18 protein-coding genes and 1 pseudogene are annotated in these 19,387 nt (G+C 61.6%); 11 read left to right on the top strand and 8 right to left on the bottom strand.

Translation table 11 applies throughout. The features are described 5' to 3' along the window. The 8 genes from sucB to HMPREF2792_RS00955 all read left to right on the top strand — a co-directional run. Positions 1-1,083: 2-oxoglutarate dehydrogenase, E2 component, dihydrolipoamide succinyltransferase (gene sucB, locus HMPREF2792_RS00920; protein WP_070530131.1), on the top strand; the 1,083-nt coding region annotated here is incomplete at its 5' end. A gap of 260 nt (positions 1,084-1,343) precedes the next feature. Beyond that, a complete protein-coding gene (locus tag HMPREF2792_RS00925; RefSeq protein ID WP_070530134.1) occupies positions 1,344-2,498 on the top strand; it encodes an MFS transporter in 1,155 nt (384 codons plus the stop codon). A gap of 72 nt (positions 2,499-2,570) precedes the next feature. Next, the gene (gene gcvP / locus HMPREF2792_RS00930) at positions 2,571-5,438 is read left to right on the top strand and encodes an aminomethyl-transferring glycine dehydrogenase (protein WP_070530136.1); all 2,868 of its coding nucleotides are present in this window, start codon (positions 2,571-2,573) and stop codon (positions 5,436-5,438) included. A 3-nt stretch (positions 5,439-5,441) separates the two neighbouring features. Beyond that, complete coding sequence (gcvT, locus tag HMPREF2792_RS00935; RefSeq protein ID WP_070519776.1) at positions 5,442-6,554, top strand: glycine cleavage system aminomethyltransferase GcvT; 1,113 nt, start codon at positions 5,442-5,444, stop codon at positions 6,552-6,554. Between the two features lie 42 nt (positions 6,555-6,596). Next, positions 6,597-6,989, top strand: coding sequence for a glycine cleavage system protein GcvH (gene gcvH, locus HMPREF2792_RS00940; protein ID WP_070530138.1), 393 nt, complete (start codon positions 6,597-6,599; stop codon positions 6,987-6,989). 70 nt (positions 6,990-7,059) lie between these two features. After that, positions 7,060-7,866, top strand: coding sequence for a lipoyl(octanoyl) transferase LipB (lipB, locus tag HMPREF2792_RS00945; protein WP_070530140.1), 807 nt, complete (start codon positions 7,060-7,062; stop codon positions 7,864-7,866). 109 nt (positions 7,867-7,975) lie between these two features. Then, complete coding sequence (gene lipA / locus HMPREF2792_RS00950; protein WP_070519769.1) at positions 7,976-9,049, top strand: lipoyl synthase; 1,074 nt, start codon at positions 7,976-7,978, stop codon at positions 9,047-9,049. Positions 9,050-9,091: 42 nt separating this feature from the next. Further along, positions 9,092-9,877 carry a DUF4191 domain-containing protein gene (locus HMPREF2792_RS00955; protein WP_070519767.1) on the top strand — a complete coding sequence of 262 codons (786 nt, stop codon included), beginning with the start codon at positions 9,092-9,094 and terminating at the stop codon, positions 9,875-9,877. Positions 9,878-10,006: 129 nt separating this feature from the next. Here the strand turns inward: HMPREF2792_RS00955 and HMPREF2792_RS00960 are convergent, their stop codons facing one another. Then, positions 10,007-10,441: an RDD family protein gene (locus HMPREF2792_RS00960; RefSeq protein WP_070530143.1), complete on the bottom strand. Its 435-nt coding sequence runs from the start codon at positions 10,439-10,441 to the stop codon at positions 10,007-10,009. A 128-nt stretch (positions 10,442-10,569) separates the two neighbouring features. Between HMPREF2792_RS00960 and glnA the strand changes: the two genes are divergently transcribed. Beyond that, on the top strand, positions 10,570-12,003 hold the full coding sequence (gene glnA, locus HMPREF2792_RS00965; protein WP_070530146.1) for a type I glutamate--ammonia ligase: 1,434 nt from the start codon (positions 10,570-10,572) through the stop codon (positions 12,001-12,003). Between the two features lie 273 nt (positions 12,004-12,276). Here the strand turns inward: glnA and HMPREF2792_RS00970 are convergent. Together HMPREF2792_RS00970 and HMPREF2792_RS00975 are read right to left on the bottom strand one after the other, a co-directional pair. Further along, positions 12,277-12,597 (bottom strand): annotated as a pseudogene (locus HMPREF2792_RS00970) (transposase); the annotation flags it as partial. 197 nt (positions 12,598-12,794) lie between these two features. Further along, the gene (locus HMPREF2792_RS00975; protein ID WP_070519761.1) at positions 12,795-13,952 is read right to left on the bottom strand and encodes an EcsC family protein; all 1,158 of its coding nucleotides are present in this window, start codon (positions 13,950-13,952) and stop codon (positions 12,795-12,797) included. Between the two features lie 438 nt (positions 13,953-14,390). Between HMPREF2792_RS00975 and HMPREF2792_RS12930 the strand changes: the two genes are divergently transcribed. Together HMPREF2792_RS12930 and HMPREF2792_RS00980 are read left to right on the top strand one after the other, a co-directional pair. Further along, on the top strand, positions 14,391-14,534 hold the full coding sequence (locus HMPREF2792_RS12930) for a hypothetical protein (protein ID WP_158011570.1): 144 nt from the start codon (positions 14,391-14,393) through the stop codon (positions 14,532-14,534). A 148-nt stretch (positions 14,535-14,682) separates the two neighbouring features. Beyond that, the gene (locus tag HMPREF2792_RS00980) at positions 14,683-15,642 is read left to right on the top strand and encodes a TDT family transporter (protein ID WP_083306361.1); all 960 of its coding nucleotides are present in this window, start codon (positions 14,683-14,685) and stop codon (positions 15,640-15,642) included. A gap of 36 nt (positions 15,643-15,678) precedes the next feature. Here HMPREF2792_RS00980 and HMPREF2792_RS00985 read toward each other — a convergent pair whose 3' ends face one another. The 5 genes from HMPREF2792_RS00985 to thrC form a co-directional block, all read right to left on the bottom strand. Then, positions 15,679-16,260: an META domain-containing protein gene (locus tag HMPREF2792_RS00985; protein WP_230307989.1), complete on the bottom strand. Its 582-nt coding sequence runs from the start codon at positions 16,258-16,260 to the stop codon at positions 15,679-15,681. 131 nt (positions 16,261-16,391) lie between these two features. Then, entirely contained in the window at positions 16,392-16,922 is a 531-nt protein-coding gene (locus HMPREF2792_RS00990) for an NUDIX hydrolase (RefSeq protein ID WP_070530153.1), read from the bottom strand. Positions 16,923-16,939: 17 nt separating this feature from the next. Next, complete coding sequence (locus HMPREF2792_RS00995; RefSeq protein ID WP_232748416.1) at positions 16,940-17,719, bottom strand: trypsin-like serine protease; 780 nt, start codon at positions 17,717-17,719, stop codon at positions 16,940-16,942. A gap of 61 nt (positions 17,720-17,780) precedes the next feature. Next, positions 17,781-17,933, bottom strand: coding sequence for a hypothetical protein (locus HMPREF2792_RS13100; RefSeq protein WP_168164017.1), 153 nt, complete (start codon positions 17,931-17,933; stop codon positions 17,781-17,783). 4 nt (positions 17,934-17,937) lie between these two features. After that, on the bottom strand, positions 17,938-19,383 hold the full coding sequence (gene thrC, locus HMPREF2792_RS01000; RefSeq protein WP_070530154.1) for a threonine synthase: 1,446 nt from the start codon (positions 19,381-19,383) through the stop codon (positions 17,938-17,940). Positions 19,384-19,387 lie beyond the last annotated feature (4 nt).

Here is a 19,387-nt window from a genome sequence, read left to right on the forward strand (position 1 = left end):
AAGGAAGAGCCGAAGGCAGAGGAAAAGGCCGACAAGAAGGCCGAGGAGAAGTCCGAGGCCAAGGCTGAGAAGAAGGACGAGAAGCCGGCCGCGTCCGCTGAGCCGAAGGCTTCCGAGACCTCTACGAAGGTCAATAACGGTGACAACGTCCCGTACGTCACTCCGCTGGTACGCAAGCTGGCTGAGAAGCACGGCGTGGATCTCTCCACCGTCTCTGGCACCGGTGTTGGCGGCCGCATCCGCAAGCAGGACGTGCTGGCCGCTGCTGGCGAGGGTGAGGCACCGGCTTCCTCCGCTAAGGCAGCTTCCAGCAGCCCGCGTGCTCGCTGGTCCACCAAGTCCGTGGATCCGGAGAAGCAGGAGCTCATCGGCACCACCCAGAAGGTCAACCGTATCCGCGAGATCACGGCGTCCAAGATGGTTGAGGCCCTCCAGATCTCCGCTCAGCTGACCCACGTCCAGGAAGTCGATATGACTGCCATCTGGGATATGCGCAAGCAGTCCAAGCAGGCGTTCATTGACAAGTACGAGGCCAACCTCTCCTTCCTGCCGTTCATCGTGAAGGCAACCGTTGAGGCACTGGTGTCCCACCCGAACGTCAACGCTTCCTACAACCCGGAGACCAAGGAGATGACCTACCACGCTGACGTCAACGTGGCCATCGCCGTAGACACCCCGAAGGGCCTGCTCACCCCGGTCATCCACAAGGCTCAGGAGCTGACGCTTCCGGAGATCGCTCAGAAGATCGCCGAGCTGGCTGACAAGGCACGCAACAACAAGCTCAAGCCGAACGATTTGACCGGTGCAACCTTCACCGTGACCAACATTGGCTCCGAGGGCGCCCTGCTGGATACCCCGATTCTGGTTCCGCCGCAGGCCGGCATCCTGGGCACCGCCGCTATTACCAAGCGCGCGGTTGTCGTCACCGAGGACGGCCAGGACGCCATCGCTATCCGCCAGATGTGCTACCTGCCGTTCACCTACGACCACCAGGTGGTCGACGGTGCCGACGCTGGTCGCTTCATCACGACCATCAAGGACCGCCTCGAAACTGCAGATTTCGAAGCCGACCTTGACCTCTAAGGCTTCGAAGCCCTCTAAGCCCTAGGCTTGCTCCCCCGCCACTGCGGCGGGGGAGCCTCGTCGTTTTCGCCCTGCTTTCCTCCATCCCACAAACACAGCTCGGTGACATCGCTCAGAGGAACCGCTACCCCTCCAAAACTGACGAAGTTTCCTTCAGATCCTCAGAGATCGGCGCCAACTTTGTCAGTTAGGCGCGTTTTCTTTATCCGTCTTGTCACCAAGACCCGACACCTGTGATTCAGCACACTAGACTGAGCCGCATGGTTTCTCAGAAGTGGTTTCGCGTCGTACTCGGTATGTTTCTCGTCGCCTGCGGCGCTAATCTCTTCGCCCCCATGGTCGTGGTCTACCAAACCACCACCTCCCTCGGGGTTCTGCAGACAACCTTCCTCTTTGGTATCTATGCCCTCGGCATCATGGTCGCTCTATTCATCGGTGGTCCGCTTTCGGATTCGCTAGGGCGCCGCGCCATCATGCGCCCAGCTGTCCTCACCACCACCGTCGGTTCCCTCGTTTTCCTTACCGGCGCAGGCGGCGCCTTCCTCCCCTTGTTGATCGGCCGCCTGTGCGCCGGTGCCGCCGTGGGCCTCGCCATGTCTTCCGGCGCGGCCTGGATCAAGGAGCTCAGCACACACCTGAGCGTTGGAGCCAAGCGTTCTTCCATAGCCCTGTCCGCCGGTTTCGCATCGGCGCCCGGCGTGGCTGGTATCGCCGCCGAGTTCCTCCCCTGGCCCACCGTTGTGCCTTATCTTTTGCATATCGGCCTAGCACTCATCGTGGTTCCACTCGTGTGGACGGTGCCGGAACCGAGATCTACACAGTCAGCTTCGAGGCGCCGTTCATTTGTCCCGACCAGCCTGATTACTCTCCACTACTTACCGGTGGTGGCCTACGCACCATGGGTCTTCGGCTCCGCCACCACCGCCTTCGTATTCCTGCCCGCGCAGCTCAGCGAGCACCTACACCACCCAGTTCTTGTCGCCGGCCTGTGCGCGCTTCTCACCATGGGCAGCGGCGTGGTTATCCAGCAACTGGCTGGCCGCATCCGCGTGACCTCGTTCCACGGCATGGCGCTGGCCGCAGTAGGAATGGCACTGTGCCTCGCCGTCCTCGCTGCGGCTCATCATGGTTGGGCAGTTTTTCTCCTGCCTATCGCGGCCATCATCATGGGCAGCTCCTATGGAATCGGCATGCTCAGCGGACTCGCGGAGACCCAAGCCATCGCCGACGCAGAGGAGCTCGGCGCAGCGACGGGGGTGTTTTATTCACTGACCTATCTGGGTTTCTTTGCGCCTTTCATCCTGTCACTTTTGGGCCCTGCCGTTGGCTATTCCACGGCCTTCGTCATCGGCCTCACCGTCGCGGTAGCGACCGCCGTAGCGCTGCGCCTCCATGTCAGGGGTAACCGGGGCTAATGTCATGGCCTACGCCTTATACTTGGGGCAGTTTAGGTCACACAATCTAACGCCACAAAGGAGATAAAACACATGGATTTCATCTCTCGCCACCTCGGCCCCGATGCGGCCGAGCGTGAGACGATGCTCAAGGCAGTGGGCTACGACAGCGTGGAGGCACTCGTCGATGCCGCCCTGCCCACCTCCATCCGCGCCACCGAGGCGCTGAACCTCCCGGAGGCTTTGAGCGAAGATGACGCGCAGGCGAAGCTCCGCGAGTACGCCTCCCAGAACGTCGTGCTGAAGTCCTTCTACGGCCAGGGTTATTCCGATACCCTCACCCCGGCGGTCATCCGCCGTGGGCTGCTGGAGGATGCCGGCTGGTACACCGCATACACTCCCTACCAGCCGGAAATTTCCCAGGGCCGCCTCGAGGCGCTGCTGAATTTCCAGACCATGATTGAGTCCCTGACCGGTCTTCCCATCGCGAACGCCTCGCTTCTCGACGAAGCCTCCGCCACCGCCGAAGCCGTCGGCCTCATGGCCCGCGCGGTGAAGAAGGGCCGCCGCGTGCTGCTCGATTCGCGCCTGCACCCGCAGGTTCTGGCCGTGGCCGCTGAGCGTGCCCGCGCCATCGAGCTGGAGGTCGAGATTGCTGATGTCCGCGATGGCATCGTCGGCGAAGACCTCGTTGGCGCAGTTCTGGCCTACACCGGAACCGAGGGCGATATCGTCGACCCCCGCGCTGCCATCGAGGAGCTGCACACCCGCGGCGCTCTTGCCGCCGTCGTGGCTGACCCCCTGTCGCTGCTTCTCTTGGAAGCCCCCGGTGAGATGGGCGCAGACGTCGTCCTCGGCTCCTCTCAGCGCTTCGGTGTCCCGCTCTTCTTCGGCGGCCCGCACGCGGCCTTCATGTCTGTTACGGACAAGCTCAAGCGCCAGCTGCCCGGCCGCATCGTGGGCGTATCGAAGGACGCCGCCGGCCGCCCCGCCTACCGCCTCGCATTGCAGACTCGTGAGCAGCACATCCGCCGCGAGCGCGCGACCTCCAACATCTGCACCGCCCAAGCACTTCTGGCCAACGTGGCCTCCATGTACGCGGTGTACCACGGGCCTGAGGGCCTCAAGGCCATCGCGCAACGCGTCCACGACCGCGCTTCTGCTTTCGCTGCGGCCGTCACCGACGCGGGCAAGGAGATTGTCTCCCGCGACTTCTTCGACACCGTGACCGTCACCGGCGTGGATGCCGCGGCCATCAAGACCCAGCTGCAGGAGCAGGGCTACCTGGTGCGCACCATCGGCTCGGACAAGGTCTCGGTCTCCTTCGGCGAATCCGCGACCAACGAGGATGTCAACATCCTCGCCGGCGCCTTCGGCGCCGAGTCCTCCGCTAACTCCGAGCCGGCCGCGTCTGGCTCCTTCGAGATTCCGTCCTCCGTCCAGCGCGCCGAAGCCCCGCTGCAGCACGAGATCTTCAACTCCATCCACTCCGAGACCCAGATGCTGCGCTACCTGCGCACCTTGGCGGATAAGGACCTGGCCCTGGACCGCACGATGATCCCTCTGGGTTCGTGCACGATGAAGCTCAACCCCACCGCCGCGATGGAGCCCATCTCCTGGCCGGAATTCGCCGGCATCCACCCGTATGCCCCGGAGGAGACCACCGCGGGCTGGCGCGCGCTCATCGACGAACTCGAGTCCTGGCTCGCCGAGATTACCGGCTACGCCCAGGTCTCCATCCAGCCCAACGCCGGCTCCCAGGGCGAGCTGGCCGGCCTTCTGGCCATTCGCCGCTACCACGTGGCCAACGGCGATCACGGCCGCGATGTCATCCTCATCCCGGCCTCCGCGCACGGCACCAATGCGGCCTCAGCCACCTTGGCCAACCTGCGCGTCGTCGTGGTCAAGACCGCCGACGATGGCTCGATTGACCTCGCCGACCTCGACGCCAAGATTGAGCAGCATGGCGAGCACATCGCCGGCATCATGATTACCTACCCCTCCACCCACGGCGTCTTCGACCCCGAGGTGCGCGAGGTCTGCGACAAGGTCCACGCGGCCGGCGGCCAGGTCTACATCGACGGCGCCAACATGAACGCGCTAGCCGGTTGGGCCCGTCCGGGTGCCTTCGGCGGCGATGTGTCCCACCTGAACCTGCACAAGACCTTCACCATCCCGCACGGCGGCGGTGGCCCGGGTGTGGGCCCGGTGGGCGTCGCCAAGCACTTGGTGCCCTTCCTGCCGTCGGATGCCAATGACCCCGAGCTGGATCCCTCGCAACCGACTGCGGAGACCACCGGTGTACCGTCCACCGCATCGCGCTACGGTTCCGCCGGCGTGCTGCCAATTTCCTGGTCCTACCTGGCCATGATTGGCGCCCAAGGACTCACGGAGGCCACGAGCCACGCCATCCTCGGCGCGAACTACCTGGCGCAGAGCCTGAAGGATTCCTTCCCTGTGCTCTACACGGGCAATGCCGGCCTGGTGGCTCACGAGTGCATCTTTGACCTGCGCGAGCTGACCGATGCCTCCGGCGTCACCGCCGCCGACGTGGCCAAGCGCCTCGTGGACTATGGCTTCCACGCGCCGACCCTGTCCTTCCCAGTGGCCGGCACCCTCATGGTGGAGCCCACCGAGTCTGAAGACCTGGGTGAGCTGGACCGCTTCATCGAGGCCATGCGCTCCATCCGCGCCGAAATCCAGGAGATCATCGACGGCCAGGTGGCCTACGAGGACTCCGTCATCCACCATGCTCCGTTCACCGCCGAATCCGTCGCGGCCGACGAGTGGGACTTCACCTTCACCCGCCAGCAGGCCGCCTACCCGGTGACCTCGCTGCGCGCCAACAAGTACTTCCCGCCGGTGCGCCGCATCGACGAGGCTTATGGTGACCGCAACCTGGTGTGCACCTGCCCGCCGCCAGAGGCTTTTGACTACTCCGACGACAACCAGGAGGTTTAATCAATGACTGACTACCTGCACTCCCCGCTGCACGCTGAGCACGAGAAGCTCGGCGCCACTTTCACGCCCTTCGGGCCGTGGGAGATGCCGCTGAAATATGACAACGAGCTTGAGGAGCACCGCGCGGTGCGCGGAGCCGCCGGCCTCTTCGACCTGTCCCACATGGGTGAAATCTGGGTCAACGGCCCGGACGCCGCCGAGTTCCTGTCCTACTGCTTCATCTCCAACCTGGTTCCCCTCAAGGTGGGCAAGGCAAAGTACTCCATGATCTGCGCCGAGGATGGCGGCATCATGGATGACCTCATCACCTACCGCTTGGAGGAGACCAAGTTCCTCGTCGTGCCGAATGCTGGCAACGCCGATACCGTGTGGGAGGCTCTCAACGAGCGCGCCGAGGGCTTCGACGTGGACCTGAAGAACGAGTCCCGCGATGTGGCCATGATTGCTGTCCAGGGCCCGAAGGCGCTGGAGATTCTCGTCCCGCTGGTGGAGGACACCAAGCAACAGGCAGTGATGGACCTTCCCTACTACGCCGCCATGACCGGCAAGGTGGCGCGCAAGTACGCTTTCATCTGCCGCACCGGCTACACCGGCGAGGACGGCTTCGAGCTCATCGTCTACAACTCCGATGCCCCAGAACTGTGGGAGGAACTGCTCAAGGCTGGCGAGGAGTACGGCATTAAGCCCTGCGGCCTGGCCGCGCGCGACTCCCTGCGCTTGGAAGCTGGCATGCCGCTCTACGGCAACGAGCTCACCCGCGATATCACTCCGGTGGAGGCCGGCATGTCCCGCGCCTTTGCCAAGAAGGAGCAGGACTTCGTGGGTGCAAAGGTGCTGCGCCAGCGCGCCGAAGAAGGCCCGCAGGCCGTTATTACCGGCCTGGTTTCCTCGCAGCGCCGCGCCGCCCGCGCCGGAGCGGAGGTCTTCGTTGGTGAGAACAAGGTGGGCACGGTGACCTCCGGCCAGCCCTCCCCCACCCTGGGCCACCCTGTCGCGCTCGCGCTCATCGATACCGCCGCAGGCTTGGAGGCTGGCGACGCCGTGGAGATTGACATCCGCGGCAAGCGCTACCCCTTCGAAGTGTCCGCGCTGCCCTTCTACAAGCGCGAGAAGTAAACTCCACTACTGAATCCATCTACCGAAAGGACATCCCTTCTCATGGCTAATCTTCCTTCCGATTTTTCCTACTCCGAGGACCACGAGTGGATTAACGCAACTGCTGATTCCGTCGCCGGTTCCACCGTCCGCGTCGGCATCACCTCCGTGGCCACCGACCGCTTGGGTGAGGTCGTCTTCGCCGAGCTGCCGGCCGTGGGCGATACCGTCGAGCACGGCGAAACCTGCGGCGAGGTGGAGTCCACCAAGTCCGTCTCCGATCTGTACTCCCCGGTCACCGGTACCGTGACCGCCGTTAACGAGGGTGTGCACGATGACTACGCCGTCATCAACAACGATCCCTTCGGTGAGGGCTGGCTCTTCGAGGTCGAGGTCACCGAAGCCGGCGAGCTGATGACCGCTGAGGAGTACGCCTCCGCCAACGGCGTGGCCTAAATCTGCGCCTGAACAGCACGCATTCAGCCCTTGTCTGGCTGAATCTTCGCGGGGACTAGCATGGGTATCCATGACTGCTCCCCGCGAACCTTTCTTTCCCGCCAACCGCTCTATTCGCGCTTCCGACGAGCCACTGGAGATCCGCCGCTTGGGCCGCATGGGCTACCAAGAGGCCTGGGATCTCCAGGCCGAGCTCGCCGCAGCGCGGGCGGCGGGCGCGCAGGGTGATGTCATCCTCGTGGTTGAGCACCCCAACGTCTACACCGCCGGCAAGCGCACGCAGCCGGAGGATATGCCCGATAACGGCCTGCCGGTCATTGACGTCGACCGCGGCGGGCGTATCACCTGGCACGGCGAGGGCCAGCTGGTTGTCTACCCCATCATTAAGCTGGCCGAGCCGGTCGACGTCGTTGACTACGTCCGCCGCCTCGAGGAAGCCATCATCCAAGCCGTCCGCGAACTCGGAGTGAGCACCGCCGGGCGCATCGATGGCCGCTCGGGCGTATGGGTTCCGTCCACCACCCGCGCCGCCGATCCGTCCGCCCCGAAGCGCGACCGCAAACTGGGCGCCTTGGGCATCCGCGTTACCCGCGGCGTGACCATGCACGGCCTAGCGCTCAACTGCACCAACACCTTGGAGTACTACGAGCACATCGTGGCCTGCGGCATCGACGATGCCGACGTGTCCACGCTCTCGCTGGAGCTTGGCCGCGAGGTCACCATTCAAGAAGCGGAAGCGCCGCTTCTCGACGCCCTCCTCAAAGCCCTCTCCGGCGAACTCACCGTGGCCGACCACACCTTCGCCTCGGCGCCCGATCCCATCAAGGTGGCCAACGAGAAGGCCCGCCAAGCCCGCAAAGCAGCAGAGGGAAAGTAGAAGATACCCTCGGTGGAATAAACCCGGCTCGTACAGGACTTGTATTAGGAAGAGCTAACTCTAACGCGTAAAGTGAGGTTCCGTGACTGTTAAGCCTGAAGGACGCAAGATGCTCCGCATTGAGAAGAAAAATGCGGAGTCGCCCATCGAACAGAAGCCACGCTGGATCCGCAACCAGGTTCGCACCGGCCCTGGTTATGAGGACATGAAATCCCGCGTGTCTGGTGCTTCCCTGCACACTGTGTGCCAGGAGGCCGGCTGCCCTAATATTCACGAGTGCTGGGAATCGCGCGAGGCCACCTTCCTCATTGGCGGTGACAAGTGCACCCGCCGTTGCGATTTCTGCGATATCGCCACCGGCAAGCCGGAAGAGCTGGACCGCGACGAGCCGCGCCGCGTGGCCGAGAACATCCAGGAGATGGATCTCAACTACACCACCATCACCGGCGTGACCCGCGATGATCTGCCCGACGAGGGTGCCTGGCTCTACGCCGAGGTTGTGCGCAAGATTCATGAGCTCAACCCCAATACCGGCGTGGAGAACCTCACCCCGGACTTCTCCGGTAAGCCGGATTTGCTCCAAGAGGTTTTTGAAGCCCGCCCTGAGGTCTTCGCCCACAACCTGGAGACGGTGCCGCGCATCTTCAAGCGCATCCGCCCGGCCTTCCGCTATGAGCGTTCCCTCGACGTCATCCGCCAGGCTCACGATTTTGGTTTGATCACCAAGTCCAACCTCATCCTGGGCATGGGTGAAACCGCCGAGGAGATCGAGGAAGCCCTTCGCGATCTCCGCGAGGTCGGCTGCGACATCATCACGATTACCCAGTACCTGCGCCCCGGTCCGCGCTTCCACCCCATCGAGCGCTGGGTACGCCCAGAGGAGTTCGTGGAGCACTCCAAGCTGGCCAAGGAACTGGGCTTCGGCGGTGTCATGTCCGGCCCGCTGGTGCGCTCCTCCTACCGCGCTGGCCGCCTCTACGTGCAGGCCATGGAGGCCCGCGGCCTCGAGCTTCCGGAGAACCTGAAGCACTTGGCTGAGACTTCCCAGGGTGCTACCGCCCAGGAGGCCTCCACGCTTCTGGAGAAGTACGGCCCCTCCGAGGAGACTCCGGTGACCACGCGTATGGTTAAGACCCCGGCTGGTGCAGCGAACCCGAACTCTGCGGCGTCCACTATTCGCTAGTTCGATTCTCTTTTTGACCCTCTGACCTCTAAAGTAGGAGCCATGGCTAACGACGACAAGGCATCGCTGAAGGAAGCGAAGAAGCAGGAGCGCGCGGCCAAGCGCGCCCAGCGCAAGCAAAACTGGTCACAAATGTGGCAAGCGTTCAACATGCAGCGCAAGCAGGACAAGGCGCTCATCCCCATCATGCTGGCTGCATTCTTGGGCATGGGCTTGCTCTTCTTCCTAATCGGCATGCTCTTCAACGGCGAGTGGTTCATGCTCATCCTGGGCTTGGGCATCGGCGCCATCCTGGCCATGTTCCTGTTTACCCGCCGCCTCGAGCGCGATATGTACAAGAAGGTGGAGGATCAGCCTGGCGCCGCCGGCTGGGCCTTGGAGCAGCAGCTGCGCAACACCGTCGGCGTGGTGTGGAAGGTCAAGACTGGTGTGGCCGCTACCCGCCAGCAGGACCTTATCCACCGCGTTATCGGCAACTCGGGCGTCATCTTCGTCGTCGAGGGCGACCGCAAGCGCGTCGGCCCTACTCTTAACCGCTTGAAGAAGCGCGTGGACCGCATGGCCGGCGGCGTGCCGGTGTACGAGGTCTTCGTGGGCAATGGCGAGGACGAGGTTCCCGTGTCTAAGCTGCGCAGCCACATTATGAAGCTGCCGCGCAACTACAACAAGAACGAAACCTACGACAACATTCGCCGTATCGAGGCCATGGATGATCTGCCGGGCACCACCCCGGGTCTGCCCAAGGGTCCGATGCCCCGCCAGGCTCAGAACATGGCGGGTATGAACCGCCGTATGCGCCGCATGCAGGAGCGCAAGGGCGGCAAATAAGCCACTAGCTCCAAGCACAGCAAGGGTCCCTTCCGAGATTCTCGGAAGGGACCCTTTTCGTTGCCTTCGAAGCCTCCCGGCCTTGTTGCCTCACGCACCCCAGCAGCTTTATCGCTGGTCCCAACAGCCTTAGGCCATGATGACGGCGGTGCCGGTGGCGCGGTCGTGGAGGCCGCGACCGTCGGCGTCGACCATCGCTGCAGGAAACAGCACGGCGGTCAGCAACGTACGGACCACCGCACGCCACAGGCCGACGGAAGTGCCTGGGACATCGAGGCGCGCCACGCCCATACCGAGCAACGCCATGCCCGGGGTGCGGGCGAACAGCCACCCGCACACGATGCCCATGACTACCCACACTGCATAACCCAAGAAGGCGGGACCGCCCAGATTGTCGGTGAAGAGCACGAGAACGTTGGCAATGATCATGGCCAAAATCCAGTCAATTAACACGCCGAACGTACGCCGCATTACCGACGCCAGGGCACCTGGCCCCTCCTTGGGCAAGCCCAATGCCTGCCCAGGCCACTGCCCCGACCCGATGCCATCGTTGTTATCTGCCATGCCCACCAATCTAGCCGCCGTCCATCCCGAGCAGAAATTTTGCCTTCAGGTGCCCACGCGTCCCAGTGATGCAGCCAATACCTGTAAACTAGTCGGGAGTACTACACGTCAACCAACAGGAGACCACCGTGTCCTTTGAGACAATCCAGGACGTCATCACATTCATCAAGGAAGAGGACGTCAAGTTCGTTGACATCCGGTTTACGGACGTCCCCGGCACCGAGCACCACTTCTCTATTCCGGCCGAGGAATTTACTGAAGACGCAGCCGCCGACGGCCTTGCTTTTGATGGTTCGTCCATCCGCGGATTCACCACCATCGATGAGTCCGACATGACGCTGTTGCCGGATCCGAAGACTGCCTTCGTGGATCCCTTCCGCACCGCGAAGACCCTGAACATCAAGTTCTTCGTCCACGACCCGTTCACCCTGGAGCCCTTTAGCCGCGACCCGCGCAACATCGCCCGCAAGGCTGAGGAATACCTCTCCTCCACCGGCATCGCGGATACCTGTAACTTCGGCGCTGAAGCTGAGTTCTACATCTTCGACTCCGTTCGCTACGGCACCGATGTCCACAACGGCTTCTACGAGGTTGATACCGACGAGGGCTGGTGGAACCGCGGTTCTGAGACCAACTTCGACGGCACCCCGAACACCGGCTTTAAGACTCGCGTGAAGGGCGGCTACTTCCCGACGGCACCCGTCGACAAGCACGGCGAAGTCCGCGATGCCATGGTGGAACAACTGCAGAAGGCTGGTTTCACCATCGAGCGCTTCCACCACGAGGTGGGCAGCGGTCAGAACGAGATCAACTACCGCTTCAACTCCCTGCTGCACGCGGCTGATGATATTCAGACCTTCAAGTACATCATCAAGAACACCGCGGAGCAGTTTGGTAAGACCGTAACCTTTATGCCCAAGCCGCTGGCGGGCGATAATGGTTCCGGTATGCACGCCCACATGTCCCTGTGGCAGGACGGCAAACCGCTCTTCCACGATGAGGCTGGCTACGCCGGTCTGTCCGACATGGCTCGCTACTACATCGGCGGCATCTTGGCCCACGCACCGGCTGTGCTGGCGTTCACGAACCCCACCCTGAACTCCTACCACCGCCTGGTTCCGGGCTTCGAGGCGCCGATTAACCTGGTGTACTCGCAGCGCAACCGCTCGGCTGCCATCCGCATCCCGATTACCGGCTCCAACCCGAAGGCCAAGCGCATCGAGTTCCGCGCGCCGGATCCGTCGGGCAACCCCTACTTCGGTTTCGCCGCCATGATGATGGCGGGCCTCGACGGCATCAAGAATCGCATCGAGCCGCACGCTCCGGTGGACAAGGACCTCTACGAGCTGCCGCCGGCAGAGGCCGCCTCCATCCCGCAGGCACCGACCTCCCTGGAGGCCTCCATCGCAGCACTCGAGGAAGACAACGACTTCCTCACCGAGGGCGATGTCTTCTCCGAGGACCTCATCGAGACCTACATCAACTACAAGCGCGAGAACGAGATTGCGCCGGTCCGCCTGCGTCCGACTCCGCAGGAATTTGAGATGTACTACGACTGCTAATTTCTGGCAGAATCGCCCTGATCTGAGAAATTACTTTCCCAGGTCAGGGCTTTTTCATGCCCGCAGATTTCAATGAAAATGGGCGAAAGCATCCGCCTTTCAGAATTGTGCGGGATTTCTGCGGGATCCGGCCTACACCGAAAGCGCTTCCCAGCTCACGAAAACACGCAACTCTGGCACGCTTCAAGGGGTATATTCATCCTGATCTCTCAGCTCTTTGTGCGCGTTTTTCCTCGCGTGTGAAAGGGCGCTCTCTTTACTCTCCAGACCCCTTTTGAGGTAGCACGTTGCGATAACTGTAGTCAGGGCCCGTTCGGTGCGGGTGCGTCGTTCAAGAAGCCAGTCGGGGAAGAAGGAACCACGGCGCAGCTTCGGGACGGCTATGCCGATAGAGCCCACCCTGGTATCGAGTTGTCGGTGACGGTAGCCGTTGCGGGAATTAGTGCGAGTATCGGACATGGTGGCGTAATCAGCACCGCAGACGCTATCGGCTTGGGCAGAGAGGATCTGATTGATGAAATCGCCAAGCATTTGGCGCATTAAGTCTGGGGAGACTTGGGGCAGCAGTTCTTCGAGATAGGCAGTCGGGTCGATATGATAGGGGCAGAGGCCATCGCGGTGGACTTCCTTTCGAGGATAGGTAGAAGTTGATTCGAAAGGTACCCGCGATGGTCGCCGCATTCGTTCACGGCACCGACATCACCGGGGCACAGATACACCACACTAAGGGACGCAACCCACCAAATTCCTAAATTAGAAGCAAATGCCCTGGCAGGCGCATCGGCAATTAGTTATGTAGTGGAGTCCTCGTCTGTATCTTTGTTTTTCGCAAATCGGCCACGAAGCCCTTTCGCGAGCCCCGTAGCATTGCTCCCAAGGCTGCCGAGCTGCTCTTTGGTTGCCTGAGCAGCTGTGCCTGCGATATCCCGTGCACTTACAGCCGCGCTTCCAGCTAATCCGAGTGCACTTTCAGACACGCCTTTGACAGAGGAGCCCAAGTCCGCGAGTCGCGTCGACCCTGACCGTTCGGCGATGTCGTTGGCCACCGTGACCATGGCGAGATATTCTGCGCCGTCGACACCCGGGGGCGGCAGTTCGCGCAGGTGATCCTTGAGACGCTGCGACTGCGTCCGCAAGGTTGCAAAGGTCATCGTGCCGGAGAGCGCACCGCCCAGCAAGGGGATTACCTTTGTGACTGTCTTCGCGAAGGAGTCTTTGGTGACCTTGACACCCACGAGCCTGAGGGTTTGCTTAACCACTGGGAACCAGGCGGTCTTGGTCAGAGCTTTTTGAGAAATCTGCTTCTGAATCGCGGGGCGAGCGACTTGTTTTGAGAATGCAATGAGGCTATTCGCGGCGCCACCCACGCCCATCATCACACCCAAGAAAACGGCGAGCTTGCCAACGGTTTCATCATCAGCTTCATCCATGTCGCCAAGCAGATCCTGCCAGCCGTACAGATAGGCGAGCTTTTGCATCACGCGGAATGCGTGCACATAGAACTGAGTGATGTCGCCAGGAACGGTGGCGGCCATTGCTAGGCCGCCTGGCAGGCCCGCCGTGAAAGAAATCGCTGCGGACTTGGTGGTCTCAAAGCTAATGGTCGAATCTGCAATTGAATCCAGCTGCGCCAAGGTTAATTCAGCATGTATTGGCGTGCTTCTCAGAGCCTGTGAAATGACGTCATTGGATACACCGACCTTGCGTAGCTCTTGCGCAAGGAATTTTTCGCGATCGATGCGCACCCCGCGAAGACGGATGATTTTCTTGAGAAAATCCATGGCGAATTTTTGCGCCGCTGCGTCCTGCTCGGCGGTCATTGTCTCTAGGTCTTGTACGTCCTCAAGCTCAGTGGGGACTTCGACTCCCTCGAGCGATTCTTCAACAAGTTCGCCATCGAGAATGTCATCGGTCAGTTCAAGAGATAAATCGTCGGGTTGCTGTGACATGAGACAGCCTTTCGTAATCAGGGAATGTGGACCAAATGTTACTGCAACGCCATGGTTTGCAGCTACAAAGTAAGAGGTACCTCTCAGCACTGGTTTCTTCCGCCCTAGGGCGAAATCGATGCGGGAGTGCGGAAGTAACTCGGAGAGATTCGCAGAAATCCAATTCGCTTCAATCCGGCTTAGGCTTTTGTGTCTGTGATGGGACAAAAGCAGTTCGCAAACGGGAGAAAACGCCAAAAGCCTAACTCGGCGTTGACCGAATTAGACTTGCGCGGACGGCCGGGAAGCGGCTACTCCACTGTGGGGCCTGCCCCCGGATAGTAGACACGTCGGGAGTTAGGCCCGAACAAGCCAGCGCGCAACGCGAACAACAGCAGCAGCAAACCAGCAACAGCACCAGCTCCGGCACCTGCCGCACCGCAGCAGAAAGCGCCCAGCATGGAGTGGGCAACCTTTGGCCCCTATGGTGGATTCATGGACTGCTCCCAGGCGCAAAGCATGTGGCCCTCCAACTCGACCGAGTGCTACCAAGGCGGCGACGGCAACTACTACTTCAACGGCCTACGGCAGGCAATGTGCTAGATACAGCTCACCGGCCGCCCTACTTCTTGGTGGAGCGACATTGAGGAATGTGGGGCCGCTTACTGAGCAGGCGAAATCGGAGTAAATTCACCGCTCTATCAGGCATGACGATGGGGCACGACACGAGCTAAACAACTACGCTAACCGCGTGACTACTAGATTCCGCCACTTACCGCCGCCCGGCCCCGCGTGGGGCGGCAGCCTCATGGGTACCTCCATCGTCTCTCGGCTGCTCGTTGAGGAGGGCATGCTGACAGGCTCCGCCGTTTTCGCAGCGCTATCCTGCATTATTCTCCTCGTGCTGACGGTTGGCTTTGCGCTATACCGCCAGCCCAGCTTCGCGCGAACCTCGATGGCTGAATGGTCCATGTATTTCATCGGCATCCTGGCGCTCGGCGCAGCGCTGTCCGGGTTGACGGATATCGGAACCTTCCGCCTCGTCGGCTTTTGGATCGGCGGACCCGTCACCGTCATCACGTGGGCTATTCAGCTCACCCGCTTCGACGGTGAACCGCGCTTTACCTGGGGTCTGCCGCTGGTTGGTCCCATGATTTCATCCTCCGTGGCTGGCTTCCTTGCCCTCGACTACGGACATGCCTACCACGTCATGGGCACCATTCTTTTCGTCATGTCGATCTCTACCGCGGTCCCCACCTTCATCCGCGTGTATTGGGCCGCTTGGCACGGCAAGGTAAATCTCTCCGGGGCCAACTCAGCTACCGCCTGGGTTCCGCTGGGCGTGGTGGGCCAATCCACCACCGCGATGCAGATCCTCTACCCCGGTCATGTTTCCGTCTATTACGGGCTGACCGCTATGGTGATCGCCGTCCCCCTCGCGCTCTATGCCATGATCACCTTCTACCCCAATGTGGCTCGCTGGGTGGACTACTCGCCCGCATGGTGGGCCTGCACCTTCCCGCCCGGGACGGTCAGCATGGGCGGGCACCAAGTAGCGCTGGTGAATGGCTCGGAGCTTCTCGACGTCATCGCGCTCAGCATCCCGTTGCTCCTCATCGCGCACTGGTCTGCTTGCTCCTGCCGCTTCATTAGCTGGCTCATCGAAGGACGGCGCGCACAGCGAAGCGGAGCTAGCCCAATCTCGAACTAGCTCCGCAGTGCACGCTGTCAGCGTGTTTATCAGGCTTTAGTTTTCAGCCTTGGTGAACTGGATGGCCTGGCCCTGGCTGCCCAGCGCGAAAGTGTTGCCCTCCACGGGGATAACGACTGGCTTGGCGGTGAGGATGGTGTTGAGCGCATCGGCATCGGCCATCTCTTCAGGGGAGCAAGCACGCATCGTGGAGGTCAGGTTCTCCACCACGATGGCATCGGTCTGATCAAGCTTGTAGCTGCCGCCACCGGAATTGCAGCCATCGTTGTAGGTCAGCGTTCCGTCGTCATTGAAGGTCACGGAAATCGCCGGGTTCTTCTTGGCAGTGAAGGTACCGTTGAGAACCTTCTGCGCCTCATCAGCGGGCAGCTTGTCCTGCAGGCCGTCGATGTCTTCATACTTCTCAATCAAGCCAGAGCCTTGCGGAGCTTCCGGCTTCGTGGAGGACGAGAAGGAGTCACCGAACAGGCGCGAGCTCAGCTCCTGAATCTGGCTGGACTTCACGGAGTCAGCGGAGGATGGTTCCTGCGCACCGGCAGTACCGGCACCCAGGACGCCGCCCGCGAGGGCGACGAACGCGGTTGCAGTGGTTACTTTCTTCAGTGTGCGTGAAATCATGACCCCGAAGCTATCGAGCACCAACGGCAACATCAACCCACTTCATGCGTTTCTGATGATACTGTGCGGTAACTCCAACGATTCCCAGCCCACGAACAAACCTCAAAGAAAAGACCCCTGAACTGGGTTTTTTAGTTGCGCTTAACGTAGCCCATCCGCGGACGGAAGCCCTGCGGATGTTTCATCTGCGCCACGGCGTCCCCGATGATCATGCGGTGGCGCGCGCTGACGGACGTCGGCATCTGCGCCACCGAGAACCACTGCGCGGCAAGGTTCTCTTCGTCGGAGATGACCGGCTCCGCATCATCCGGAACGGAGACACGAATGGCGGTATCCATGTAGATGCACTTATCCCCATTGGGACAGACCACTGGGCCCACCTGACCGACGCCGAGGAGCGCTTCGATACGGCCGTCAAGCCCCACCTCTTCCTTGAGCTCACGCAACGCGGTCGTCGTGACTTCCTCGCCAGGCTCACAAATACCGGAGATGGGAGCCCACGTGCCGTTATCGGCTCGTTGGGCCAGCAGCACTGAAGGCAGCTCCCATACCGCAGAACCGGTAGGAACCGCCCGCACAATAACCGCGGTCACGCTGGGAAGGAAGAGCTGCTCGTGACCAATCTTCTCACGCAGGGACACAATAAAATCAGGAGTCGGCATGGGTTTAATCTTAGCGCCTAAACCCGCTCCAGAATCTCCGGCAGGAGTGCCTCGATGTCGGAGGCAGCGGTAAAGGACATCTCCGCCTCAGACCCGTCGGTGCAGCCTTGACTGCCTGCCGCGGCTTCCGTCGTCCCTGACAGAACCCCGACGATCACGCCTTCAAAGGGACTGCCCGGCGCGCCAAAGACCGGCGCCCCGGAATCACCATGCGTGGAACAGACTCGGGCACTCGCCGAGACGGTGTCTACCGTTCGGTCGCCAAACTGAAGTTTCCCGTGGCTTTCTCCATGCGTCAGTGGTCCGCACGTCTCTCCCGTGATGCGTCCCAGCTTGCACACCTCATCCGGAAGCTCCTCCTGCCCCGCAGCGACCACGCTGGTAGGCATGTCCTGCGGGACATAAAACTCCGCCTGCCGCGTGATCTCCACCAACGCGAAGTCGAGCTGGTGTGTGTCAGGTGAGCTGAGATCGGAATAGATGATGGTGCCGACGGGCTCCGCTGGGTACACGAATTCCCTATCCTCAGCGCCCGCCCACACCGTATCCCCTGGCTCACCGCAATGGGAGGCGGTGACGGCGATGGTACGGGCGTCGTCAAGCACGAAGCTCCACGCCACCGTGCAGAGGTTGAAGTCAAAGGCTTCGCCGGGAACGGGCTGCATAGCAGAGATGTCGAGCGCCGCGCCCGGCGGCACTGGGGAGGCATCGGGGGTATGCGTCTGCGGCGGGGCCGGTGAAATCGTGGTGTACTCGGACGTGCTCGAGGCAGCTTCGGGAACGGAGTCAACCCCCATAGGCATTGAGCATCCACCCACCGCCAGCGCAGTCGCGCTGAGCACCACCAGAAGGTAAGGCCTAGCCCTCCTGAGCGGATGCAGCCTCACCCGGGTCCGCCTTTTGATCCTTGTTTTCCTTCTCCATCTCAGCGACCTGCTTCATGTCACGGATGAACTTCTCCGGGTCAAACTCCGTGAAATACTCCGGGCCCGAGAACTGTTCCTGTGCCATTGGCTTAAACCTCCGTGCTCTTGATGTATTGCGTGATGTAATCCTTCACCGCCGCCGCATCGTTGGGCAGATCGGTGACGTGGCGCTCGGCTTCCAGAATTCCGGCGAAACGCTCCGGCACCTCCGGCTCGCTGCCGATGGCTTCCGCGATGGTCTCCGCGAACTTCACCGGAAGTGCGGTTTCTAGGCACACGATGGGAGTGTCAACGCCGAACTCATCCTTAACTGCGCGGGCAACCTTGATGCCGTCGGCGGTGTGCGGATCCACCAGCACGTTGTAGCGCTCGTGAACATCCTTGATGGTGGCGAGACGGTCGGCGTGGGTGGAGGAACCAGACAGGAAGCCGTACTCGGCGCGGGCGGCGTCGAGCGCCTGCTTGTCGACGTTAAACCCGCCTTCCTTCACCTTCGTGCCGAACAGCTCCTTAACCTGTGCGGCATCGCGGCCCAGCAGGTCAAAGGCGAAGCGCTCGAAGTTCGAGGCGCGGGAAATATCCATCGACGGCGAGGACGTCTTGTACGTCTGCTCCGAGGAGCGCGGGCGGTAGCTGCCGGTGCGGAAGAACTCATCGAGCACGTCATTCTCATTGGTTGCGACGATGAGTTTGTCGATGGGCAGGCCCATCTGGCGGGCGATGTGGCCGGCACAGATATCACCGAAGTTGCCGGTGGGTACGCTGAAGGAGACCTTCTCGGTGTTCTCCGTTGTGACCTTGAGGTAGCAGTTGATGTAGTAGACCACCTGCGCCATGAGGCGGGCCCAGTTAATGGAGTTGACCGCGCCGATGCGGTTTTCTGCCTTGAAGTTAGCGTCGGCCGATACCGCCTTGACCACATCCTGGCAATCATCAAACACGCCGTCGAGGGCGATATTGCAGATATTCGGGTCATCCAGGCCGAACATCTGGGCTTGCTGGAAGGGCGTCATGCGCCCGGCCGGGGTCAGCATGAAGACGCGGATACCTTTGCGCCCGCGCATGGCGTACTCCGCCGAGGAACCGGTGTCACCCGAGGTAGCGCCCAAGATGTTGAGGGTTTGCCCACGGCGGGCCAGCTCGTATTCGAAGAGCTCGCCCAACATTTGCATGGCCATGTCCTTGAAGGCGGCCGTCGGCCCTTCAGAGAGGTGACCAATGTACAGGCCCTCCCCCAGTTCGCTGACGGGGACGATTTCCTCATCGTCGAACTTCGGGTAGGTGTAGGCGCGCTGAGCAATCCCCTCGAGGTCCTCTGCAGGAATATCGTCCACGAAGAGCTTGAGCACCTCCGCGGCCAGGGCCGCGTAGCCGCCCTCAGCCAAGGTCTGGCGCCACTGGGTAAGGGTGGCGTCATCAATGCGGGGATAGGTTTCCGGCAGGTAGAGCCCACCATCAGGGGCCAAACCTCCAAGGAGGATATCCGTAAAGGCGGCGGGCTGGCGGGCGGTATCGCGGGTCGAAATGTACTTCACCCCC

Origin of the sequence: Corynebacterium sp. HMSC068H04 (genome assembly GCF_001811255.1) — a bacterium.
Taxonomy (GTDB): Bacteria; Actinomycetota; Actinomycetes; order Mycobacteriales; family Mycobacteriaceae; genus Corynebacterium; species Corynebacterium hesseae.

Excerpts from the sequence above, each read along its gene's own strand:
- HMPREF2792_RS00925 (WP_070530134.1), top strand. The coding sequence starts at position 1,344 with ATGGTTTCTCAGAAGTGGTTTCGCGTCGTACTCGGTATGTTTCTCGTC.
- gcvP (WP_070530136.1), top strand. The coding sequence starts at position 2,571 with ATGGATTTCATCTCTCGCCACCTCGGCCCCGATGCGGCCGAGCGTGAG.
- gcvT (WP_070519776.1), top strand. The coding sequence starts at position 5,442 with ATGACTGACTACCTGCACTCCCCGCTGCACGCTGAGCACGAGAAGCTC.
- gcvH (WP_070530138.1), top strand. The coding sequence starts at position 6,597 with ATGGCTAATCTTCCTTCCGATTTTTCCTACTCCGAGGACCACGAGTGG.
- lipB (WP_070530140.1), top strand. The coding sequence starts at position 7,060 with ATGACTGCTCCCCGCGAACCTTTCTTTCCCGCCAACCGCTCTATTCGC.
- lipA (WP_070519769.1), top strand. The coding sequence starts at position 7,976 with ATGCTCCGCATTGAGAAGAAAAATGCGGAGTCGCCCATCGAACAGAAG.
- HMPREF2792_RS00955 (WP_070519767.1), top strand. The coding sequence starts at position 9,092 with ATGGCTAACGACGACAAGGCATCGCTGAAGGAAGCGAAGAAGCAGGAG.
- HMPREF2792_RS00960 (WP_070530143.1), bottom strand. The coding sequence starts at position 10,441 with ATGGCAGATAACAACGATGGCATCGGGTCGGGGCAGTGGCCTGGGCAG.
- HMPREF2792_RS00975 (WP_070519761.1), bottom strand. The coding sequence starts at position 13,952 with ATGTCACAGCAACCCGACGATTTATCTCTTGAACTGACCGATGACATT.
- HMPREF2792_RS12930 (WP_158011570.1), top strand. The coding sequence starts at position 14,391 with ATGGAGTGGGCAACCTTTGGCCCCTATGGTGGATTCATGGACTGCTCC.
- HMPREF2792_RS00985 (WP_230307989.1), bottom strand. The coding sequence starts at position 16,260 with ATGATTTCACGCACACTGAAGAAAGTAACCACTGCAACCGCGTTCGTC.
- HMPREF2792_RS00990 (WP_070530153.1), bottom strand. The coding sequence starts at position 16,922 with ATGCCGACTCCTGATTTTATTGTGTCCCTGCGTGAGAAGATTGGTCAC.
- HMPREF2792_RS00995 (WP_232748416.1), bottom strand. The coding sequence starts at position 17,719 with ATGGGGGTTGACTCCGTTCCCGAAGCTGCCTCGAGCACGTCCGAGTAC.
- HMPREF2792_RS13100 (WP_168164017.1), bottom strand. The coding sequence starts at position 17,933 with ATGGCACAGGAACAGTTCTCGGGCCCGGAGTATTTCACGGAGTTTGAC.